The following is a 21,613-nucleotide window of genomic DNA, read 5'->3' as shown; positions in this document are numbered from 1 at the left end:
GGTTGCGGAGCAATAGGCGCCGCGAAATGGTGGAAGGACTCGTCGCCGCACCGGGAGCTGTCCATGTCGATGTCGTCCTACGGTTTCGGCTCGTCCGACCCCTTCGGTGATCTGCTGAATCGTTTCTTCGGGATGTCGCCCGCGTCGTCTCCGCCGGCCGTGCAGCGCGTACCCATCGGACGGCTGCTGACGGAGTCATCGCAGGAACTCCTGAACCTGGCCGCACAGCGCGCCCAGCAGGACGGGACCCCCGATCTCGACACGGAGCACCTGCTGTGGGCCGCCACGAAGGTCGAACCCGCCCGCTCGCTGCTGGCCCGCGCGGAGCTGGACCCCGACGCCCTCGCGGCCCAGCTCGCCGAGGTCCTCCCCCGGGAGAGCAGCGAGCCGTCCTCGGAGCCGGGCCTGACCCCCGCGGCCAAGCGCACCCTCGCCGCCGCGTACGCACGCTCGCAGGCGGCCGGGGTGTCCTACATCGGCCCCGAACACATCCTCGCCGCCCTGCTCGGCGACGCCGACACCGGCGCCGCCCAGTTGCTGCGCGCCGACGGACAGGACGCGCAGAAGCTGGCAGGTCTCACGGAACGCACGGCGCGTCCCGAAAGCCGCCCGGCCGAGCCCGACAAGCCCGCCACGACCCTCGACGAGTTCGGACGGGACCTGACCGAGGAGGCGAAGGCCGGCCGGCTCGACCCGGTCGTCGGACGCGCCGAGCAGATCGAGCAGACCATCGAGATCCTCTCCCGGCGCTCCAAGAACAACCCCGTACTCATCGGTGAGCCGGGCGTCGGCAAGACCGCGATCGTCGAAGGACTCGCACAGCGCATCGTCTCCGGGGACGTCCCGGACACGCTCAAGGGCAAGCGCGTCGTCTCCCTCGACATGTCCGGCATGGTGGCGGGAGCCCAGTACCGCGGACAGTTCGAGGAGCGGCTGAAGAAGGTCATCGAGGACGTCCAGGCGTCGGACGGGGAGATCGTTCTCTTCATCGACGAACTGCACACGGTCGTCGGCGCGGGCGCGACGGGTGAGGGCGCCATGGACGCGGGCAACATGCTCAAACCCGCTCTGGCCCGCGGAGAACTCCATGTGGTGGGCGCGACGACCATCGACGAGTACCGCAAGTACGTCGAGAAGGACGCCGCGCTCGAACGCCGCTTCCAGCCGGTGATGGTGCCGGAGCCGTCGGTCGAGGAGACCGTGCAGATCCTGGAGGGGCTGCGCGACGCGTACGAGGCGCACCACCAGGTCCGCTTCGCCGACGGAGCCCTGGCCGCCGCGGCGGAACTGTCCGACCGCTACATCAGCGACCGGTTCCTGCCCGACAAGGCGATCGACGTGATGGACCAGGCGGGCGCCCGGGTGCGGCTGCGCGGCGCCGTCCGCTCGACCGAGGTCTCCGAACGCGAGGACCGCATCGCGAAGCTGCGCCGCGAGCGCGATCAGGCCGTGGCCGCCGAGGACTTCGAGCGCGCGGGACAGCTCAAGGGGCGGATCGCCGAGGCGGAGGGCGAGCTCGCGGGCATCGAGGAGCGGCGCGCCGGTGTCGTGTCCGTGACCGCCCGTGACATCGCCGACATCGTCTCCCGCCGCACCGGCATCCCGGTGTCCCAGCTCACCGCCAGCGAGAAGGAGAAGCTCCTGAAGCTGGAGGAGGAGATGCACTCCCGGATCGTCGGCCAGGACGAGGCGGTCACCGCCGTCTCGCAGGCGGTACGCCGCAACCGGGCCGGCATGGGCGATCCGAACCGCCCCGTGGGTTCCTTCCTCTTCCTCGGCCCCACCGGCGTGGGCAAGACGGAGCTGGCCAAGACCCTCGCCGAGCAGTTGTTCGGCGACGAGAGCCGCATGGTCCGCTTCGACATGAGCGAGTTCCAGGAGAAGCACACGGTCGCCCGTCTCGTCGGGGCGCCGCCCGGCTACGTCGGATACGACGAGGCGGGGCAGTTGACCGAGAAGGTCCGCAGACAGCCGTACAGCGTCGTCCTGTTCGACGAGGTGGAGAAGGCGCACCCCGATGTCTTCAACACGCTGCTCCAGATCCTCGACGACGGGCGGCTGACGGACGGTCAGGGGCGCACCGTCGATTTCCGGCACTGCGTCGTGATCATGACGTCCAACATCGGCGCGCACCGGATCCTGGACCACAAGGGCGACGTGTCCGATCTCAAGGACGCGTTGATGAGCGAGCTGCGGACCCGGTTCCTGCCCGAGTTCCTGAACCGCATCGACGACATCATCATCTTCCACGGCCTGAAGGAGGACGATCTGGCGCAGATCGTCGAGCATCTCCTCGGCCGGAGCGAACGCCGGGTGCACGCGCAGGGCATGAAACTGGAGGTGACCGAGGCGGCCAAGAAACTGCTGATCGCCCACGGTCATCAACCGGAGTTCGGCGCGCGCCCGCTCCGGCGCACGATCCAGAGGGAGCTCGACAACGGCATCGCGGAGCTGCTGCTCGGCGGCGAGGCCGAACCCGGCGACACGATCGTCGCCGAGGACCGGGACGGCTCCGTGCGCTGCACCGTGCGCAAGGGCGCCGCGGTCGGCGGCGCCTCGGACGGCGGGCCTTCGGGCGAGGCCGCGGAGGCGGGGCGGGGGAGCGAGGAGCCCGCCGGCGACACAGGGAAGTGACCGACGTACGACGAACGACGGGACGGAGGACTCCTGACACCGAGGACCTGCCCGGGCTCGCGAGACGCCGGGCAGTCGTTTGAGGAGGCTGCGCATGACGCACCACAAGTCCAACCGGGCTGTCGAAGGCGATCCGGAGCACGCCCACAACAGGGGAATGCCCCTGCGGTCCGACGACGACGAGCTCCACGCACGTACGGTCCGCGAGCGGCGGGAAGCCGGACTGCTCGGCGGGCCCATGGACGATCCCGAGGCCGCCTACCGGCGCGAGCGCGTGGAGATCGATCTGGAGGTGGGCTCCGGCCGGATCCCGACAGGCGATGTCACCCGGCGGGGCCGGGCCCCCTATCCGCCCTCCAGCTACGGGGACTGAAACCCAACGCGGGGCACGAACGCACCGGAGGACTCCGGATCACGGATCCTCCGGTCGGCCCGCCGCCACGCGGTTACGTGCCCGCCGCCACGCCGTTACGTGCGTGCCCAGGGAGACGCGGTTACGTGCCCAGGGAGACCACGACCGCGCTGCCGGGTCCGTCGGGTGCCCGGAAGTCCACGGTGTCGCCCGCCCGGTGGCCGAGGAGCGCGCGCCCCAGCGGGCTGTCGGCCGTGACGAGCGTCCGGTCCAGCACCGCGGCCCCCTCGCCGATCTGAACGGTGTCCGTCGTGCCGTCCGCGAACCGGACGGTGACCGTACTGCCCACGCCGACCGTGTCCGTGGGCGGGGGACCCGCCACGTCCGCCCCGGCCAGCCGTGTGGTGATCTGCGAGATCCGGTCGTCCAGGCGCCGCAGGTCGTCCGCGCGCTGCAACTCGTCGGCCGCGTCCGCGTGGTCGCCCACCTCCGCGTCCGAGTCCTGGAGGGTCGCCGCGACCGTCGCGCGTTCGGTGCGCAGGTCGTCGAGTTCCCGCTCCAGTGCCTGCCGGGCGGCCGCGCTGATCGGTGCCGGTTCGCTGGCCATGCCTGCTCCTCGGTGTGCGCAATATGAGTCAAATTGGAGTGTTATCAGCATATCCGCGAAGGATTGTGAACTGATGGGCCGGATCGCGGCTGTATGTGAAGTATGGAATCGTGGGTCACCGGAGTTCAGAACGCTTCGCGCTGTCCTGCGCGTGCGTCACGAGTGAGCCAGGGAGGTCCCATGTCCTCGAAGCGACGTCGGAAGAAGAAGAGCCGCCGCAAGCACGCCGCGAACCACGGAAAGCGACCCCAGTGCTAGCTCGGTGAGACTCTTGAACGCATCCCAGAACGGACAGGACGGCCGGGTACCCCACGTCGGGCCCGACCCGCAGGGCGAACCGGAATTCCATCCGTACCATCACCCGGCCGCCGGCTGGGGTGCGGCCAAGAGCGTGGGCCAGTTCCTCGTGCGGGAACGGGCCCTCGTGGACGGCCCCCGCGCCATCATGCGCATGAACCACGAGAACACGGGCTTCGACTGCCCCGGATGCGCGTGGCCCGACGACACCAAGGGCCTGCACCTGGACATCTGCGAGAACGGCATCAAGCACGTCACGTGGGAGATGACCGGCAAGCGGGTCGGCCGCGAGTTCTTCGCCGCGCACTCGGTGACCGAGCTGTCCGGCTGGAGCGACTACGACCTGGAGGACCAGGGCCGGCTGACCGAACCGATGGTCTACGACCCGGAGTCGGACCACTACGTGCCGATCGCCTGGCGCGACGCGTTCGAACTCGCCGGGCGCACACTGCGCGAACTCGACGATCCCGGCCAGGCCTCCTTCTACACCTCAGGACGCCTGGGCAACGAGGCCACGTTCCTCTACCAGCTCCTGGCCCGCGAACTGGGCACGAACAACCTGCCCGACTGCTCGAACATGTGCCACGAGGCCAGCGGCCGGGCGCTGACGGCATCGCTCGGCACCGGCAAGGGGACCGCCGACCTCAAGGACTGGGAGACCACCGACGCCCTGTTCATCATGGGTGTCAACGCCGCCTCCAACGCGCCCAGGATGCTCACCGCCCTCGCCGAGGCCTACCACCGCGGCGCCCAGATCGTGCACATCAACCCCCTGGTCGAGGCCGCCGCCACCCGGACCATCGTCCCGCACGACTTCACGGACATGGCCGTCCTCAAGACCACCCGGACCAGCACCCTGAACCTCCAGCCGCGCATCGGCGGGGACATGGCGCTCCTGCGAGGGATGGCCAAGGCGATCCTGGAGCAGTCCACGACGGATCCGAAGGCCCTGGACCAGGAGTTCATCGACCGTCATACGGCGTACTTCGACCAGTACCGCGCGGTCTGCGAGGCCACCCCCTGGGACGCGATCGAGCTCCAGTCCGGGATCGGCCGGGACGGCATCCTCCAGGCGGCACGCGTGTACCGCGACGCCGACCGCTCCATCATGAGCTGGTGCCTCGGCGTCAGCCAGCACGAACACGGCGTCGACACCGTACGGGAGATCGTCAACCTCCTTCTGCTGCGCGGCAATCTGGGCCGCGAGGGCGCCGGTCCCTCACCGGTGCGCGGGCACAGCAACGTCCAGGGCAACCGGACGTGCGGCATCGACCACCGGCCGGCCGGGGAGTTCCTGGACCGGCTCGCCGAGGTCTGCGGGATCGACCCGCCCCGCGAGCACGGCATGGACACCGTGGCCACCATCCGGGCCATGCACCGCGGCGACGTGAAGGTCTTCGTCGGCATGGGCGGCAACTTCGCCCTCGCCGCGCCCGACACCCCGTACACCTACACGGCCCTGCGCAACTGCGACCTCACGGTCCAGGTGAGCACCAAGCTCAACCGCAGCCACCTCGTGCACGGCAGCCGGGCGCTGATCCTCCCGTGCCTGGGCCGGACCGAGAAGGACCAGCAGCGCGGCGGGCTCCAGAGCACCTCGGTCGAGGACTCGATGAGCATGGTCCACCTGTCCGTCGGCATGAAGCGCCCCGCCTCCAAGGACCTGCTGTCCGAGCCGGCCGTCATCGCGGGCATCGCGCGCGCCGCCCTCCCGGACAGCGGCACCCCCTGGGAGTGGTACATCGAGGACTACGACCGCATCCGCGACACGATGGCCCGGGTCCTCGACGGATTCGAGGACTGCAACCGGCGGGTACGCCTGCCGCTCGGGTTCCGGATCAAACAGCCCGCCCGCGAACTGGTCTTCCTCACCCCGTCGGGCCGGGCCGAGTTCTCCGCGGCCCCGCTGCCCGACGTGATCCCCGAACCCGGCACCCTGGCGCTCGGCACCATGCGGTCCCACGACCAGTGGAACACCACGATCTACTCGGACAACGACCGCTACCGGGGCGTCAAGAACCTGCGCACGCTGGTCTTCATGAACGAGGACGACATGCGCGAACGCGGCATCTCCGAGTTCACCCCGGTCGAGATCGTCAGCACCGCCAAGGACGGCAGCCACCGCAGTCTCGACGGCTATCTGGCCATCCCCTACGACATTCCCCGCGGCTGCGCGGCCGGCTACATGCCGGAGATGAACGTCCTCTGCGCGATCGGCGACTACAGCCTCCAGAGCGACCAGCCCTTGATGAAACACGTCAAGGTCACCATCACACCGTCCGGTTGAGACTTCGCCAAGTGTTGACTCGCTCCTTACCCGGCGCCGATGCGCCGCGCCCGCGTTGTTGGTTAGGGTGACGAAGGCTCGCGTACGGGCCGACTCGGACACAACGGGGGTTCGTCGGTGGGGAGTTGGCGTCAGGCGGAAGCCGCCGTGGTGCCCCCGGCACTCCGATTGCAGCTCGCGCTGACCGCGGTCCTCGCCGCGTTGACGGTCATGGTGCTCGGGGTCCTGTACGCCGGCGACAGCGAGCCGGGCCCGGTGGACGCGCGGATCGGGACAGCGGCGTACGACGTGGGCTCGCCCTGGCGGCGCGTCGCTCTGGCACTGGACTTCCTGGGGGAGCCCGCCGGCGCGACCGCACTGGTCGTGTCCCTCATGGCGGGCTGCCTGCTCCTCCGGCGTCCCCGCGCCGCGGCACTCGTCGCCGCCGGCGCCGCCGTGGCCGTGGTCGCGGCGACGCTGCTCAAGTCCCTGGTGGGACGCACCATTCACGGCGACGGGAACCTGTCCTACCCGAGCGGTCACACCGCCTTCGCCACCGCGCTCGCCCTCGCGGTGGCACTGACCGCGACCGGCCGGCTCGGCCTCGGCAGAACCGCGGGCACCGCACTCGTGTTCGGCGCGGCGCTGACCGCCGGCGCCGCCATGGGCTGGGCGCAGGTCGCCCTCGGCGCGCACTACCCGACCGACGCCCTCGGCGGCTGGTGCACCGCGCTGGCAGTGGTCCCGGCGGCCGCGTGGCTGGTCGACCGGACGGCGGACCGGATGACCGGCCCGGCGGCCGACCGGACGGTGGACCGCCGGACCGACGGGACGCCGCAACGGCCGCCGGCCGGCCGTCCCGCGAACCGGCCGGCCGACCGCTCGGAGGACCGGAGAGCCGACCGGACCGCCCCTCACCACGCGGACCGGACAGCCGGCCACTCGGCACACCGGAGAGCCGACCGCGCCACCGACCGCAGAGCCGGTCGGTCAACCGGCGTGCAGACCGGCCGGACGGCGGGTCCGACGGCCGACGCCGCCCGCCGGGAGGTGCGCTGACGCCATGTCACCTCACCTCATGTCACACCAGACGGCGGAACACGGGTTTCACCGGCCGTCCGGCGAGCCAGGGGGTGGGATCGGCGGCGTCGAGTGCCTTGCGGTAGACCGCACATGCCTGGGCGACCACGTCGACCGTCTGGTCGATGTCGGCGTCGTCGAGCGCGCTGCTCACCACGAACGACGGGGCCAGCACCCCGCCCGCGAGGAGCCGGCGCAGGAACAGGGTGCGGTACTCCTGCGAGGGCTTCCCGTTCTCGTCGAGGGTGGCGAAGACCAGGTTGCTGGCCCGGCCCCGGACGACGAGATGGTCGCCGACGCCCATGCCGGCGGCGGCCTCCCGGACACCGGCGGCCAGCCGCTCGCCGAGGGCGTGCAGCCGCGCGGTGACGCCCTCCTCGGTGTAGACGGTCTGGACGGCCATCGCGGCCGCCAGCGAGTGCGTCTCGGCGCCGTGCGTGGTGGACAGCAGGAACACCCGCTCACCGGAGTGACGCAGCCCGCCCAGCTCCATCAGCTCGCGGCGCCCGGCCAGCGCGGAGACCGCGAATCCGTTGCCCAGCGCCTTGCCGAACGTGGAGAGGTCGGGGACGACGCCGTACAGGCCCTGGGCGCCCGCCTCGGACCAGCGGAAGCCGGTGATCATCTCGTCGAAGACCAGGACACAGCCGTGCCGGTCGGCCAGCGCGCGCAGCCCGGCGAGATACCCGGGCGGGGGCTCGGTCTGCGCGGCGGGTTCGAGGATCAGGCAGGCGACCTCGCCCTCGTACCGGGTGAGCAGCTCCTCCGTGGCGGCCAGGTCGCCGTACGGGAAGGTCACGGTGAGCTCGTTGGTCTCCGCCGGAATACCGGCGGACATCGGTGTGGTGCCGATGAACCAGTCGTCCACGGAGAAGAACGGATGGTCGGCGCAGATCGCCACCCGCGGACGCCCGGTGGCGGCACGGGCCAGGCGCACCGCCGCGGTGGTCGCGTCGGAGCCGTTCTTCGCGAACTTCACCATCTCGGCGGTCGGCACCGTGGCCAGGAAGCGTTCCGCGGCCTCGACCTCCAGGATGGACGGCCGGACGAAGTTGCTGCCGCGGTCGAGTTCCCGCCGGGCCGCCTCGGTCACGCGCGGGTGCGCGTGACCGAGGCTCACCGAGCGCAGGCCGGAGCCGTACTCGATGTAGCGGTTCCCGTCGACGTCCCACACGTGGGCACCGCTGCCGTGACTGATGACCGGGGCCAGGTTGTCGGGGTACTGGTCGTCGCCCTTGGCGTAGGTGTGCGCGCCCCCGGGAATCATGGCGTGCAGCCGTTCGTTCGCGGTTCGCGAGCGGGGCAGGAGGAGTTCTTGGGTGTCTTCGGTTGGCACGCCGGCCTCAACTTTCTTAGTGCTGCAGGACCTTGGCGAGGCTTGGCGCCTCCCGGTCCCTCTGGGACATCGATGTGACCGGCAGCGGCCAGGCGATGGCGAGCTCCGGGTCGTCGAAGGCGATCGTCACGTCCTCGGCGGGATCGTGCGGGCGGTCGATCCGGTAGGACGTGTCGGCGGTCTCGGTCAGGGCCTGGAAACCGTGCGCGCACCCCGCCGGGATGTACAGGGTCTTCTGCGTCTCGCCGGACAGCTCGAAGGAGGCCACGTTGCGGTAGGTCGGCGAGTCCGGCCGCAGATCCACGACGACGTCGAAGATCTTCCCGTACGAGCACCGCACCAGCTTGGCCTCGCCCTCCCCGGAGCGCAGGTGCAGCCCGCGCAGCACGCCCCGGACCGAGCGGGACACGCTGTCCTGGATGAAGACGTCCGGGTCCAGGCCCACCGAGCGGACCACGTCCGCGTCGAAGGTGCGGCAGAAGAAGCCGCGTTCGTCGGCGAACGGTGTCGGCTCGAACAGGTACGCGCCGGCGATCGCCGGTACTTCGGTCGCTTTCATCGGGTCTCCCGCTGGGCGTGGGCGTGGTCGGTCGCCGGGAACAGGGTCGCGGTCAACTCGTCGAACTGTTCGTCCAGTTGCCGGGCGGCGGCCCGGTTGCTCTCGGCGAGGGTCCGCCGCAGTTCCGCCGACCGCTTCTCCAGCGCCCGGAACTGTTCGAGCAGCCGGTCGGCGTCGACCTCGCGCGCAGGGTGGCAGTACGCGCCGAGACCCATCCGCTCCATGAGCGCGTCGCTCTTCGCCGCGTAGCTGAGCGCGAGCGCCGGTGTGCCGGTCTTCAGCGCGCAGATCAGGTTGTGGTACCGGACCGCCACCACCGTGTCGGCGGCGGCCATCTCGTTCATCAGGTCGGCCAGCGAGGCCGGTTCGGCGGCCGTGACCAGCGGTGAGTCCACCGCGTCGAGGATCGCGGAGACCACCGACGCGTCGCAGGTGTCGCCGGTGAGCAGCCGGACCGGTCTGCCCTCCTCGGCCAGCGTGCGCACGAACCGGATCGTCCCGTCGAGGTAGCGCCGGTGGATCTCCTCGGCCCGGGCGCGGTCGTCGTTGCCGCCGTGGAAGTCCATGACACCGACGCAGACCGGGCCCGGCGCACCCGAGGGCTCGCTCGCCTGCGGCGCGGGCAGGGAGAACGCGAGGTCCGGGTAGACCTTGTCCCGCGCGGTGTCCACGCCCATCGCCCGCATCGCGTCACGGGACTGGTCGTCCCGGTAGGACCGGTACGCGGCCAGCCGCCCCGACCAGCGCACCAGGGCCCGCGTCGGGCGGTCGCGGATCTCGGCGGCCCCGACGCTGACGAGCGCGACCCGGGTGCGCAGCAGCCGGCCGCTCGCGCACAGCAGGAACAGCGAGTACGGGAAGCCCCACGGCCGCAGCGGCAGCGTGGCCTCCAGGACACCCATGCCCGGGACGATCACGACGTCGTGCCGGCGCACCCAGGCGGCGGTGCGGAAGACGTCGACGAGTTTGCCCAGACCCTTGCCCACGATCGCGCCGGCCCGTGACGCGGTCCGGTACTCCCCGCGGTACCAGTGCAGCCGCGTCGCGGGGATCCCGAACCGGGCCGTGACGGCCTCGGGCCCGCCGCACAGCGCTTCCACCGCCGCCTCCGGGTGCCGCCGCCCCAGGTACCCGAGCACGGCCGCCAGCGACCCGTCGTTGCCGAGGTTGCCGGAGCCGAGCAGGCCGAACACCCCGACGCGCACCGGAGTTCCGTCCGCCGCCGTCATGCCTGCCTCCCCTCACGGCCGGCGACCAGGGCGTCGACGGAGACGGTGAGCCGGTCCGGGTCGACCGGGGCGCGGTCCTCGACCCGCTCGCCTGCGCCCGGCCGGACCCGGCTGGTCATCCACGCGGCCAGGTGGCGGCGACACGCGCGCCGGTCGGCCGGGGACAGCGGCGCCCGCCGGATCGCCGAGGCGAAGCCCCAGACGTACTCGGCGAGCAGCCGGGGCGTCGGGTGCAGCAAGCCGGCCCGGCGCGGGTCCAGGTTGACGCACCGGGAGCGCTTGGAGGGGTTCGCCCGTTCGGCGCGGGTGGGGTGGTCGCGCCGGAAGTACAGCAGCTCGGGCACCTGGTGGAAGGGCCCGTGCAGGGTGATCTCGGCGACGTACGTGCGGTCCGCGTGGTGATAGCTGTCCATCGGCTTCACCCGGCGCAGCAGGTCGGTCCGCATGACCCCGTAGAAGTCGTCGCCGCCGGGCTCGAACAGCAGACTGCGGAAGCGCTCCGGCGCGTGCGGCGAGTCGGTGGCGAGCGTGTACTCGTAGGGGACCTTCACCTTGCCGTCGCCGTCGATGACCGCCTGGCCGGTGTGTGCGAGGATCATCCCGGGCCGTTCGTCCAGTGCCTCCACGCACAGGCGCAGCAGGTCCCGGCCGTACAGGTCGTCGTGCGAGGCCCACTTGAACAGCTCGCCGCGGGACTCGGCCAGCACATGGTTGTGGTTCGGTGTCGCGCCGATGTTCCGGGGCAGCCGGATGTACCGGATGCGCGAGTCCTTCGCGGCGTACCGGCGGCAGATGTCCTCGGTGCCGTCGGCCGAGGCGTTGTCGGAGACGACCAGCTCGAAGTCCTCGTAGGTCTGGCCGAGCAGGGCGTCGAACGACTCGGCCAGGTACTCCTCGCCGTTGTACACGGGCAGGCCGATGCTCAGCCTGGGTTGCGCGGTCATGACGTCCTCACTTCGCGGATCGGTTCTTGAGCGTGCTCGCGCAGGGCGGACCGCAGGTGCAGCCACCACACGGCCGAGCCGCTGACGGTCGCGGCGGCGACGCCCCAGGCCGAGCCGACGGCGCCGCCGGCGGCCGCGCCGCCGAGCCCGCCGCCGACGTAGCAGACGGAGGCGAACAACTGGCAGCGCAGGCTGCGCCGGGCCGCGCCGAGCGCGCGCAGCCCGGCCGCCGCGCCGGTGCCGAGGCCCGCGCCGGCGACCCCGAGGCTGATCGGCACGATGAGCGGGGAGGCGGAGTGCCAGACGTCGCCGAGCACCATCTCGCCGTACCGGCCGGGCACCAGCAGCAGTGCCGAGCCCCAGAGCAGCGCGCCGACGGCCTGTCCGCCGCCGAGGAGCAGGCAGAACCTGCCCAGTTGGTGCGGGGCCTGCCGCAGTACCCGTGCCGCCTCCGGGACGGTGACCAGCGAGAGTCCCATGAGCACGGCCAGGAACGGGCCGAGCAGGAGCTCGGCGCCCCGCACCGCGCCGACCGCGCCGACCCCGACGATCACGCCGACCCCGTACGCCCGCACCTGGCTCGCGCCGCTGAGGCTGACGTTCTCGACCAGGTACCGGTAGCCGAGATCGCGCTGTTCGCGCAGCCACCCGCGCGCCTCGGCCATGCGGGGCCGGATGCCGGACTGGATGAACCCGTACCCCGCCGCCACCGTGGCGGACGCGCCCCAGGCGAACACGAAGGCGGCCACGGTGTCGACGCGGGCGGCCACCACCATCGCCGGGACGAGCGCGACACCCCACACGACGTCGTTGAAGAACGCCTTGCGCCCGGTGCCCGCGGCGAAGAACGAGTACCGCCAGGCGTCCTGGAGCAGCAGCCCCGGCAGCAGGACACCGAGGGCGGCGAACGCGGGCCCGACCCGGCCGCCGAGGCCGAGCCCGGCCACCAGACACAGCACGCCGAGGACGCCGCCGACGCCGAGCGCGGTGCCCGTCGAGTGGCCCACCGCCCCGCGCCAGGCCGCGCCGGGCGGGCCGCTGAAGCGCACCGTGAGCGGATCGGTGGCCAGCCCGCGGGAGACGTTGAGCACCACGCCGTACGTCACCCAGGCGAGGCTGAACACGCCGAACGCGGTCACCCCCAGCGAGCGGGCCACGTAGATGCCCACCGCGAAGTTGCTCACGCTGGAGGCCGCCTGGTCGGCCAGCCCCCAGGACAGCCGGCCGACGAGGGCCCGCTTGGCGGACCCGGCCGGTGGCGCCGTCGCCGGCGGATTCTCCCCCTCGGTGGTCATCGGCGTCACGTCTTGATCAGGTCGGCGTCGCGCAGGGCACCGGCCGCGGCGGCGACGGTGTCGAACGGCAGCCCGGCGCGCTCCGCGACGTCGAGCAGACTGTGCTCGCCGTCGGAGAGGCTGAGCACCCACAGCATGGCCATCTGGGCCTCTTTGGCGTCGCTGCGGCCGCCGAGCGAGTCGTACAGCCCGCGCCGGCCGAGCTGCGGCTCGCCGTAGGGGCTGAGGTTGACGTACCGCCGGTTGCGGTCCAGGACGGCGAACGCCTCGCGGCAGACGGCGAGCGTGTCCGCCATCGCCTCCGGGGAGACGAAGTCCAGGTCGTCCGCCGAGGTGTGGTACTCGGGGTACCCGGCGTACGGGGTCCGGCTGAGCGAACCCACACCGAGATCGAACCCGGGCGAGCAGTACTGCCGCTCGTCATAGCCGTACGGAGTGAACTCCTTGACCTGGTGCGGACGTTCGGAGGCGCGCAGCACATGCTCCAGCACCCGGTCGATCTCCGCGTCCCCGCGCCTGCTCTGCTTGTACGTCAGTTGGCCCGAGTCACCCGCGCAGGCCAGCACCAGCCCGTGCTTGACCCGGTCCACCCGCTCCGCGTTGCGGGCCAGCCAGGTGATCGCCCCGACGGTGCCGGGCGCGAAGATGAACCGGTAGGTGTAGTACGGGTTCTGCTCCGCGAGCGCGCGCGCCAGGTACGTCGCCACGGCGATGCCGGCCAGGTTGTCGTTGGCCAGCGACGGGTGGCAGACGTGGCAGGAGACGATCACCTCGTCGGTCACCCGACCAGGGACCACGTGCTCGGCGTAGGTGAGGTGGCCGTCGGCGAGCGTGGAGTCGATGCGTACCTCGTAGTCGCCGTCCGGCAGCGCGTCCAGGGTCTCCTGGGCCAGGCAGAACCCCCACTCCGGCTTGTAGTAGCTGGTGCGGTACGGCACCAGGGCGGGCTGGTCCGGCAGGGTGTGCAGATGTCCGCGGAGCTCGGACAGCGGCATGGTCGCCGACACCGGCACGCTGTAGCCGAGCACGTGCAGGCTGGACGCGGCGAAGTCGACGACCCGCCTGCCGGTGCCGTCGGCTATGTAGGCGTCCCGGATGTTCCACTCCTGCGGCACCGTCCAGTCGAGCACCTGGGTCCCGGTCGGTACCTCGTGCACCTGGAGCGGGATGTGCTCGCCGACGATGTCCAGGGTGGCGCGCACCCCGTCGCCGGTGATGCTCCGGCACAGCGGGTACAACCGCTCCACCAGCGCGTACATCTCCTCCCCTGCCGTGCTCATCGGCGCCACCGCAGGGTCTCGTCGACGGTGCCGGCGTCCGACGCCGCCCGCAGCACGGCGAGCCGGGTGAAGCGCTGCTCGAAGGACTCCCGGGTCAGCCCGTGCTTGCGGTAGGCGTCGGCGAGTTCGAGCGCGCCCTGCTCGACCGTCCACTCGCAGTCGAAGCCGGGCAGCGCGGCGCGGAACCGGGAGAAGTCCACCCGGTACGACCGCGGATCGGCGCCGTTCTCCCCGGTGATCACCACCTTCGCGCCGGACACCGCCTCGGCAACCTGCTCGGCGATCTCGGCGACGGTGACGTTGTTGACCTCGCTGCCGATGTTGAACGCCAGGTCGTGCACGGCCTCCCGCGGCGCGACCAGCGCGGCCGCGAAGGCCCGCGCGATGTCGGCGGCGTGCACCAGCGGGCGCCAGGGTGTGCCGTCGGAGAGCACGAGGACCTCGCCCGACAGCAGGGCGTGACCCACCAGGTTGTTCAGGACGATGTCGGCGCGCAGCCGAGGAGAGAAGCCGAAGGCGGTGGCGTTGCGCATGTACACCGGGCTGAAGTCGCCGTCGGCGAGCTCGTGCAGGTCGTCCTCGACCCGCACCTTGGACTCCGCGTACGGCGTCACCGGCCGCAGCGGGGCGTCCTCGGCCACCAGCTCGTCGCCGCCGGCGGCGCCGTAGACCGAGCAGGTCGACGCGTACAGGAAGCGCCGCACGCCCGCCTCGCGGGCGAGCCTGGCCAGCTTCACGGACGCGTGGTGATTGATGTCGTAGGTGAGGTCCGGCGCCAGCGCGCCCAGCGGGTCGTTGGACAGCGCGGCCAGGTGGATCACGGCGTCCACCCCGGCCACGTGTTCGGCCGTGACGTCGCGCAGGTCCACCCGTCGCGTCGGCGGGTCTTCGGGCGCCGGGCCGAGGACGCAGTCGGCGAACAGGCCGGCGTCAAGACCGACGACCTCGTGTCCGGCGGCCGTGAGGACCGGGGCCATGACGGTGCCCAGATAGCCCTGGTGCCCGGTCAGCAGTACGCGCAAGGTTCATTCCCCCAGGTCGAGAGTGAGTTTGGTGACGGCGAACGCCTCGGCGTAGCGCGCGTTGCTTTCGATGCCGCGGATCCGGGCCAGCCCGAGGAAGGCCTCCCGGTCGTACCAGGGCCGGTGCTGCTGCGAGGGGTAGTGCTCCTGCAGCAGCCGCACCTTCTCCTCGGCGGTCTCCGGCGCCAGCGGCTGGTATGCCGACGGACGGCCGAGATCGCCGTCCCACTTGACGATCTCGTAGCCGAGCACGAGGTGGTCGCGGAACGCGGTGGTCATGAGCTGCGCCAGACCGCGGTGGTCCTGGTGCGCGTCGTCGGTGCGCGGGGCGAGGACGAGATCCGGCTCCGTGGTCGCGCGCAGCTCCTCGACCGCGCCCTTGGCCTCGTCCCAGTGCGCGGGCAGCCGGCCGTCCGGCAGCTTGTGCACGGTCAGCCCGAGGTCGGCGCCCGGGCAGAAGGCGGCCAGCGCGGCCCGCTCCTCCTGCTCCCGCTCACCGCCGCCGCCGCTGAGCACCAGCGCGTCGACCCGGAGGCCCGGATGCGCGCGGCACAGCGTCAGCAGCGTGCCGCCCGCGCCGATGGCGATGTCGTCGCAGTGCGCGCCCACCGCGACGATGCTGTTCAGGCGCCCGGCCCCCAGCCGGATCACGCGGTGCCCGCCGTGGCGCCGACCCGGCTCGCGGGCACCCGTGCCACGGTGCCGCCGTGCTCCCACACGGCCCACGGACGGTCGCCCCGGGTGTAGGCGTCGTCGAGCGCGGCCCGCTCCTTCACGGTGTCGGTCGGCTTCCAGAAGCCGCGGTGCTGGTGTGCCACCAGCCGTCCCTGCTTGGCCAGTTGGGCGCAGCCGTCGGCCACCAGGTCCCCGTTCTCCGGGATGTGGTCGAAGACCTCCTGGCGGAGCACGAAGTAGCCGCCGTTCTCCCACAGCGGCATGTCGCTGACCGCGGTGATGCCGCCCACCAGGCCGTCCTCGCCCAGCTCGACGCAGTGGAACGAGGACTGCGGCGGGACGACCGTCATCGACGCGCCGGCGTCGCGCCGGGCGAAGTTGTCGATCATCTCCGGCAGCGGGGCGTCGGTGAGCACGTCGGCGTAGTTGGCGAGGAACATCTCGTCGCCGTCCAGGTGGTGCCGCACCCGGCGCAGCCGCTCCCCGATGGGCGACTCGATGCCGGTCTGCGCGAACGTGATTGTCCAGTCGGCGATGTCGGTGGACAGCAGCTCGGTCTGCCCGCCCCGCAGCACGAAGTCGTTGGACGTCGTCTCCTCGTAGTTGAGGAAGAAGTTCTTGATGTGGTGGGCCCCGTAGCCGAGGCACAGGATGAACTCCTTGTGCCCGAAGTGCGCGTAGTAGCGCATGACGTGCCAGATCAGCGGGCGCGGGCCGACCATCGCCATCGGCTTCGGCACGTCGTCGGAGGTTCCGTTGCGCATCCGCATCCCGTAACCGCCGCAGAACAGGACGACCTTCATGCCTTGACCTCGACAATGCTCAGTTCCGGAATGGGAAACACGAGTCGGCCGCCCCATTCGTGCACGAAGGACAACTGCTCGGTCAGCTCGGCCCGCAGGTTCCACGGAAGGACCAGGACGTAGTCCGGCTTGTCGGCGGCGATCTGCTCGGGTGCCAGGATCGGGATGCGGGTGCCCGGGGTGAACCGGCCGTGCTTGTAGGGGTTGCGGTCGACCGTGTACGCGAGCAGGTCGGGCCGGATGCCACAGTGGTTGAGCAGGGTGTTGCCCTTGCCCGGGGCGCCGTAGCCGACGACCGTCTCGCCACGCTCGGCCGCCTCGATGAGGAACCGCAGCAGATCCCGGCGGACCTTGGCCACCCGCGCGGAGAACTCGGTGTACCCGGACAGCTCCTGGAGCCCGGCGGCCTTCTCCCGGTCGAGCACCTCGGCCACGCGGGCGGAGGGCTCGCCGGCCACCTCGGCGGGCCGCGCCCACAGCCGGATGGAACCGCCGTGCGTGGGCAGCAACTCGACGTCCACGAGCGCGAGTCCACCGCTGGCAAGGGCTCGGATCGCGGAAGCAACGGTGTAGTACTGGAAGTGCTCGTGGTAGATCGTGTCGTACTGGTTCTCCTCGATCAGGGTCAGCAGGTGCTGCACCTCGATGGAGACCCAGCCGTCGTCGGCGACCAGGGCGCGCAGCCCCTGGGTGAACCCGACCACGTCGGGGATGTGCGCGTACACGTTGTTGGCCACGACCAGGTCGGCCGGCCCGTGCTCGGCGCGCACGGCGGCGCCGGTGTCCGGGTCGAGGAACGCCGTGAGCGTGGGCACACCCGCCTCGCGGGCCGCGGCGCCGACGTTCACCGAGGGCTCGACGCCGAGGCAGCGGATCCCCCGCTCCACCACGTGCTTGAGGAGGTATCCGTCGTTGCTCGCGACCTCGGCCACGAAGGCGTCGGGGCCGAGGCCCACCCGCTGTACGGCGTCGTCGACGAAGGTGCGCGCGTGCTCCACCCAGGACGTCGAGTAGGAGGAGAAGTACGCGTACTCCGTGAACGTCTCCTCCGGCTTGATCAGCGGAGGGATCTGCGCGAGCCAGCAGTCGGTGCAGACCCGCAGGTGCAGCGGGTACGCGGGCTCCGGCTGGTCCAGTTGGTCAGCGGCGAGAAAGCTCTCGCACGGAGGTGTCGCCCCCAGATCGACGACGCTCGCCGTCGCGTGCGAGCCGCAGAGTCGGCATCGTGTCATGTACTTTCCCCATCCCCCTTGAACGCGCGGGTGTCCCCGCCGCGAGCATGTGCCGACCGTCCCGCGATCGCGGTCCGGTACTCCTCCACCAGGCGCTCCAGCCCGACGGCCGGGCTGAAGCCCTGTTCGTAACGGCGCCGGGCCGCCCGCCCCATCTCCCGGTTGTCGTCCGGCGCGGCCGTGATCCGGCGCAGACAGGACGCGAGCGAGGCGGTCTCACCCGGCTCGTGCAGCAGCCCCGTCACCCCGTCCTCGACGAGCTCGACGAAGGCACCGTGACCGGCGGCGACCGTCGGGACCCCCGCCGCCATCGCCTCCACGACCACGAGGCCGAACGCCTCCAGCCAGGTGGAGGGAGCCACCACGGCGACCGACCGCGCGATGGCCCGCCGGCACTGCTCCTGGTCGTACAGGCCGACGTAGCGGACGTCGTCCCGGCCCGCGGCCCAGGCGGTCACCTCCGGCTCCAGCGGCCCCGTGCCGGCGATCACGAGCGGTACGCCCACACCGCCCCCGGCGGCGATCTCGTCCCAGGCGGCCATGAGCAGCCGTACGCCCTTGGCCTCCGCGAGCCGGCCCAGATAGAGCACGTGGTCGCCCGTACCCTCCCGGCGGGCGCCCGGTTCGGGCACGAAGTTGTGCTTCACCGCCAGCCGCCCGGCCGGCATGCCGGCCTTCACCAGGACGTCGCGCTGCGCCGCGGAGATGCAGAAGAACCGCTCCACCCCGGTCCACCACCGCCGCCGGTTGACCGACATGCTGACCGCGAGGGGCACCGTCGCCAGCCGGGAGCCCCGGTAACAGCCGTGCCGGACGGCGGGCAGCGGTGTGGACCCGACGCACTCGGTGCACGGCCGGCCGTCCCGCTGGAGCGTGCCGGGCGGGCAGATCTGGGTGTAGTTGTGCAGTGTGGCCACCGCGGGAACTCCGGCGTCGGCGCAGGCGGCCAGCACGGCGGGCGACAGGAGCGGGAAGACGTTGTGGACGTGCACCACGTCCGGCGGGTCGGCGCGCAGCCGGTCGGCGAGTTCCGAGCGGACCGCCGGGTTCCACGGCACCAGCAGCGGTATCGCCACCTTGCCCGGCAGGGACCGGGCGGCGATGTCGTCGCTGCGCCGCTCGAACGTCTCGACCCGGTGGCCGGCCTCCCGCAGCAGCGCCACCTCCTGGTCGACGACCTTGTTCTCCCCGCTAGGCTGCGCCGAGGCGTAGCGGTTGTGCACCACGAGGACGTGCATGCTCAGATCACCTCCGATCGCTGGGCCCATCGAGGGACGTGTCGCCGGGGAAGCCGGGGCCCCGGCAGGGGAGTCGCCCGGTCGGGCGTCGCCAGCAGCGAGGCGGCCACGGCCAGGTGCAGCAGATACGGCGAGGCGTCGCCGAGTCCGGCCTCGGTGTACGAGGCGATCGCGCAGTAGCTGATCAGGAAGATCGCGCAGGCCCTCGACAGCGACGGCGGCCGCAGCAGCGCGACACCGCCCAGCACGATGATGATCGCGGCCACCAGCCCGACGCCGATCACTCCCTGCTCGTTGAAGACGGCCAGCCAGCTGTTGTCGATGGGCAGCCCGTCGAACGACTTGTCGCCCAGACCGGCGCCGAACAGATACTCCGTGGCCGACCGGGGCTCCGCCAGCAGCGCGTGCCAGACCTTGGCCCGGCCGGTGAGGCTGGAGAAGTTCTCCTGGCTCTGTCCGCGCAGGAACCACGTCTGCAGCGCGGACGCGAACCCGACCGCGGCCACCGTGCCGATCGTCACCGCCCAGGTGAAGAACCGGCGGGCGGCGCCGCTGGTGAGGATGAGCGAGCCGATCGCCAGCGCCAGCCCGACGAGCAGGCCGAGCGTGGCCGTGCGGGTATGGGTCAGGGCGAGCAGGACGAGGGAGGGCACGATGACCACGGCCGCGCTGGTCCGGTCGGTCCGGCGGCCCAGCAGGAGCAGCACCGTCAGTCCGATGATGACCGCGGCGTACTGTCCGATCTGTGGCGGGGTGAGCGGCCAGAGCGCGCCGACCAGGCGCCCGCCGTAGAGGTCGGGCAGGGCGGCGCCCGGCGAGGCGACCAGACCGGCGGCCACCGTCGCGAGCACCGCCAGGTATATCCGGATGTGGTGCCGTACGAACGTCTCGCCGCCGTCCCACCAGCGGCTGACCAGCCACAGGGTGCCGACGAAGAGGGCCAGCCGGAAGCAGCGGAACAGGGCGCCGAACCCGGACTCCAGATGCATGCTGGAGATCACGCTCATCACCAGGAGCAGGGTGAGCAGGAACAGGTAGGCGCTGGTCCGGATGCGCAGCCGGAGATTGACCGCGAGGGCCAGCGCGAACGCGGTGACCAGCGCTCCCATGGTGACCATCTGGATGAGGGAGCGGGGGAGCGGGACGATGGTCTTCGCCCCCGCGGACCCGAGGGTGTTGAGGATCAGCAGCCCCCAGACGGTCCCGATGATCTTCGGTGTACGGTCCGTGCTCATCTCAGCCACCGTCCTGGGCGCGGAAGGTGCTGCCCGTGTCCTGCAGATACGGCGTCCCCTGCCACTGGCCGGAGTCGAGCACCCGGCTCGGGTCGTGGGCGACGAACCTCCACGGTCCGACGTAGGTGTTGTCGTGCCAGCGGTTGTGCTGCTTGCCGGTGATCGCCTCCGCCACCCGCTCGCCCTGGTACGGCGACCAGTCCGGGTAGGTGCCGTAGTTGGCCAGCACCGCCATGCGGTCGCACTTCACCGTGCAGTCGACGACGGACTTGTCGAGCGTGAAGCGGTTGTTGTGGATGTCCACCCGCTGGGTCTTCCAGCGGCAGTCGGCGTAGAGCGGTTCGGCCGCGATCCCCGGCCGGGCGCAGCGCCGCATGTCCTTCACCAGCAGGGTGCAGTCCCCGGACGAGGTGTTGGCCGGGCTGTTGCAGAACCGGTCGGCGTTCTCCCACAGGGTGATCCCGGACCAGTTGTTCTCCAGCACGTTCCGGTAGATCTCGATCCTGTCCGTGCGGGCGTGGACCCGCGGCTCGCCGCCCGACTCGGATATGTAGATGGTCGCGAACGGGAAGTTGTCCCCGCGGTCCGCGTACTTGCGGCCCTCGACCCAGTTGTTCCGCCGGATCCTGTTGTTGCGGACGACCGCGTTGTAGCTGGTCTCGTAGATCAGCGCGGCACCGTCGTTGGCCTCCAGCACGTTGTCCTCGATGAGGAAGTCGTTGTTGTTCGTGTCCGCCCACAGCCCGGTTCCGCGGTTGTCGTGCACCCAGTTGCCGCGTACGTCGGCGCCGTCGACGGCCCAGAACTTGACCCCGCCGGTGCAGCCGCAGCCCGGCCGCTTCCGCTCCCAGTCGTCCGTGTTGTTGCCGACGATCTCGTTGCCCTCCAGCACCAGGCCGCTGATACGGCCATTGCCCTTGTACGCGTTCACGCCGTACTGACCGTTGTCGCGCAGGCAGTTGGCGCGGACCTGCTGACGGGCCCCGGCCATCAGCCCCGCACCCGAGTTGCGCTGGATCGTCGCGTGCTCGATCACCCAGCCGTCGGCGGAGTCGTGGTTGACCACGCCCTCGTCGCGCGGGGCGACGAAACCCTGCACGGTCAGATAGCGGATGGTGACGTCGGGGGCCGTGCCGGCGAACGCGTACTGATTGACCTTGCGGCCGTCGAGCACCGCGCCCGGCGCGCCGAGGTAGACGTCCCCCTTCTTCGGGACGACCTGGGCGTAGCGGTCCGCATCGAGCCGGTGCTTGCCCGGCTTGAGCCAGAACGTGGTGCCCGGGGGGCTCTTCTTGGTCTTCTCGGCCAGGTCACCGGCCTTCGAGGGGTCGACCGTCACCGCGCCCGCCGGCGCCTTCGCCGGCCCGGACGCGGGCTTGGCGCACATCCGGGCCACGGACGTGGAGGGCCCGGCCGTCGGCTTCAGACGCGCGTCCTGCGAGCTGTCGCAACCGGTCGCCGCCGGCAGGGCCAGCGCCAACAGCGCAGCCGGCAGCGCCCAGTGCCGCCAGTTGATCCCCAAGCGTCCT

At 71.5% G+C, this 21,613-nt stretch carries 18 protein-coding genes and 1 pseudogene; 5 read left to right on the top strand and 14 right to left on the bottom strand.

The window, feature by feature from the left end:
- Window positions 1-63: 63 nt before the first annotated feature.
- The gene (locus ACWEBX_RS11720; RefSeq protein ID WP_451884702.1) at window positions 64-2,634 is read left to right on the top strand and encodes an ATP-dependent Clp protease ATP-binding subunit; all 2,571 of its coding nucleotides are present in this window, start codon (window positions 64-66) and stop codon (window positions 2,632-2,634) included.
- A 94-nt stretch (window positions 2,635-2,728) separates the two neighbouring features.
- Window positions 2,729-3,007, top strand: a complete 279-nt coding sequence (locus ACWEBX_RS11715; protein WP_451884701.1) for a hypothetical protein — start codon at window positions 2,729-2,731, stop codon at window positions 3,005-3,007.
- Window positions 3,008-3,128: 121 nt separating this feature from the next.
- Here ACWEBX_RS11715 and ACWEBX_RS11710 read toward each other — a convergent pair whose 3' ends face one another.
- Window positions 3,129-3,593, bottom strand: coding sequence for a GreA/GreB family elongation factor (locus ACWEBX_RS11710; RefSeq protein ID WP_451884700.1), 465 nt, complete (start codon window positions 3,591-3,593; stop codon window positions 3,129-3,131).
- A gap of 180 nt (window positions 3,594-3,773) precedes the next feature.
- Between ACWEBX_RS11710 and ACWEBX_RS11705 the strand changes: the two genes are divergently transcribed.
- The 3 genes and pseudogenes from ACWEBX_RS11705 to ACWEBX_RS11695 form a co-directional block, all read left to right on the top strand.
- Window positions 3,774-3,851, top strand: coding sequence for a 50S ribosomal protein bL37 (locus ACWEBX_RS11705; RefSeq protein WP_382788762.1), 78 nt, complete (start codon window positions 3,774-3,776; stop codon window positions 3,849-3,851).
- Window positions 3,852-3,864: 13 nt separating this feature from the next.
- Complete coding sequence (locus ACWEBX_RS11700) at window positions 3,865-6,177, top strand: FdhF/YdeP family oxidoreductase (RefSeq protein ID WP_451884699.1); 2,313 nt, start codon at window positions 3,865-3,867, stop codon at window positions 6,175-6,177.
- 117 nt (window positions 6,178-6,294) lie between these two features.
- Window positions 6,295-6,972: pseudogene (locus tag ACWEBX_RS11695) on the top strand (phosphatase PAP2 family protein); the annotation flags it as partial.
- A 265-nt stretch (window positions 6,973-7,237) separates the two neighbouring features.
- Here the strand turns inward: ACWEBX_RS11695 and ACWEBX_RS11690 are convergent.
- Genes ACWEBX_RS11690 through ACWEBX_RS11630 form a run of 13 tightly spaced genes read right to left on the bottom strand, consistent with a single transcriptional unit; the run spans window position 7,238 to window position 21,606 of the window.
- Window positions 7,238-8,572 (bottom strand): glutamate-1-semialdehyde 2,1-aminomutase, encoded by a 1,335-nt coding sequence (locus ACWEBX_RS11690; protein ID WP_451884698.1) that lies wholly within the window; start codon window positions 8,570-8,572, stop codon window positions 7,238-7,240.
- 16 nt (window positions 8,573-8,588) lie between these two features.
- A complete protein-coding gene (gene rfbC, locus ACWEBX_RS11685) occupies window positions 8,589-9,131 on the bottom strand; it encodes a dTDP-4-dehydrorhamnose 3,5-epimerase (protein ID WP_451884697.1) in 543 nt (180 codons plus the stop codon).
- Complete coding sequence (locus ACWEBX_RS11680) at window positions 9,128-10,360, bottom strand: polysaccharide pyruvyl transferase family protein (RefSeq protein ID WP_451884696.1); 1,233 nt, start codon at window positions 10,358-10,360, stop codon at window positions 9,128-9,130. The genes rfbC and ACWEBX_RS11680 overlap by 4 nt, the downstream gene beginning before the upstream one ends.
- Window positions 10,357-11,304: a glycosyltransferase family 2 protein gene (locus tag ACWEBX_RS11675; protein WP_451884695.1), complete on the bottom strand. Its 948-nt coding sequence runs from the start codon at window positions 11,302-11,304 to the stop codon at window positions 10,357-10,359. The genes ACWEBX_RS11680 and ACWEBX_RS11675 overlap by 4 nt, the downstream gene beginning before the upstream one ends.
- Window positions 11,301-12,599 (bottom strand): hypothetical protein, encoded by a 1,299-nt coding sequence (locus ACWEBX_RS11670; protein WP_451884694.1) that lies wholly within the window; start codon window positions 12,597-12,599, stop codon window positions 11,301-11,303. Before ACWEBX_RS11670 ends, ACWEBX_RS11675 begins: the two co-directional genes overlap by 4 nt.
- 5 nt (window positions 12,600-12,604) lie before the next feature.
- A complete protein-coding gene (locus ACWEBX_RS11665) occupies window positions 12,605-13,879 on the bottom strand; it encodes a DUF4910 domain-containing protein (RefSeq protein WP_451884693.1) in 1,275 nt (424 codons plus the stop codon).
- Complete coding sequence (locus ACWEBX_RS11660; protein WP_451884692.1) at window positions 13,876-14,901, bottom strand: NAD-dependent epimerase/dehydratase family protein; 1,026 nt, start codon at window positions 14,899-14,901, stop codon at window positions 13,876-13,878. Before ACWEBX_RS11660 ends, ACWEBX_RS11665 begins: the two co-directional genes overlap by 4 nt.
- A gap of 3 nt (window positions 14,902-14,904) precedes the next feature.
- On the bottom strand, window positions 14,905-15,552 hold the full coding sequence (locus ACWEBX_RS11655) for a PIG-L deacetylase family protein (protein ID WP_451884691.1): 648 nt from the start codon (window positions 15,550-15,552) through the stop codon (window positions 14,905-14,907).
- Window positions 15,549-16,379, bottom strand: coding sequence for a glucose-1-phosphate cytidylyltransferase (locus ACWEBX_RS11650; protein ID WP_451884690.1), 831 nt, complete (start codon window positions 16,377-16,379; stop codon window positions 15,549-15,551). Before ACWEBX_RS11650 ends, ACWEBX_RS11655 begins: the two co-directional genes overlap by 4 nt.
- The gene (locus tag ACWEBX_RS11645) at window positions 16,376-17,611 is read right to left on the bottom strand and encodes a class I SAM-dependent methyltransferase (protein WP_451884689.1); all 1,236 of its coding nucleotides are present in this window, start codon (window positions 17,609-17,611) and stop codon (window positions 16,376-16,378) included. The genes ACWEBX_RS11650 and ACWEBX_RS11645 overlap by 4 nt, the downstream gene beginning before the upstream one ends.
- Window positions 17,608-18,849: a glycosyltransferase gene (locus ACWEBX_RS11640; protein ID WP_451884688.1), complete on the bottom strand. Its 1,242-nt coding sequence runs from the start codon at window positions 18,847-18,849 to the stop codon at window positions 17,608-17,610. The genes ACWEBX_RS11645 and ACWEBX_RS11640 overlap by 4 nt, the downstream gene beginning before the upstream one ends.
- Window positions 18,850-18,851: 2 nt before the next feature.
- Entirely contained in the window at window positions 18,852-20,084 is a 1,233-nt protein-coding gene (locus ACWEBX_RS11635; RefSeq protein WP_451884687.1) for an O-antigen ligase domain-containing protein, read from the bottom strand.
- 1 nt (window position 20,085) lies between these two features.
- Window positions 20,086-21,606 (bottom strand): right-handed parallel beta-helix repeat-containing protein, encoded by a 1,521-nt coding sequence (locus ACWEBX_RS11630; RefSeq protein WP_451884686.1) that lies wholly within the window; start codon window positions 21,604-21,606, stop codon window positions 20,086-20,088.
- Window positions 21,607-21,613: the final 7 nt, after the last annotated feature.

This window comes from Streptomyces sp. NPDC005070 (genome assembly GCF_053600395.1).
This window is presented reverse-complemented; position numbering and strand designations above follow the sequence as displayed.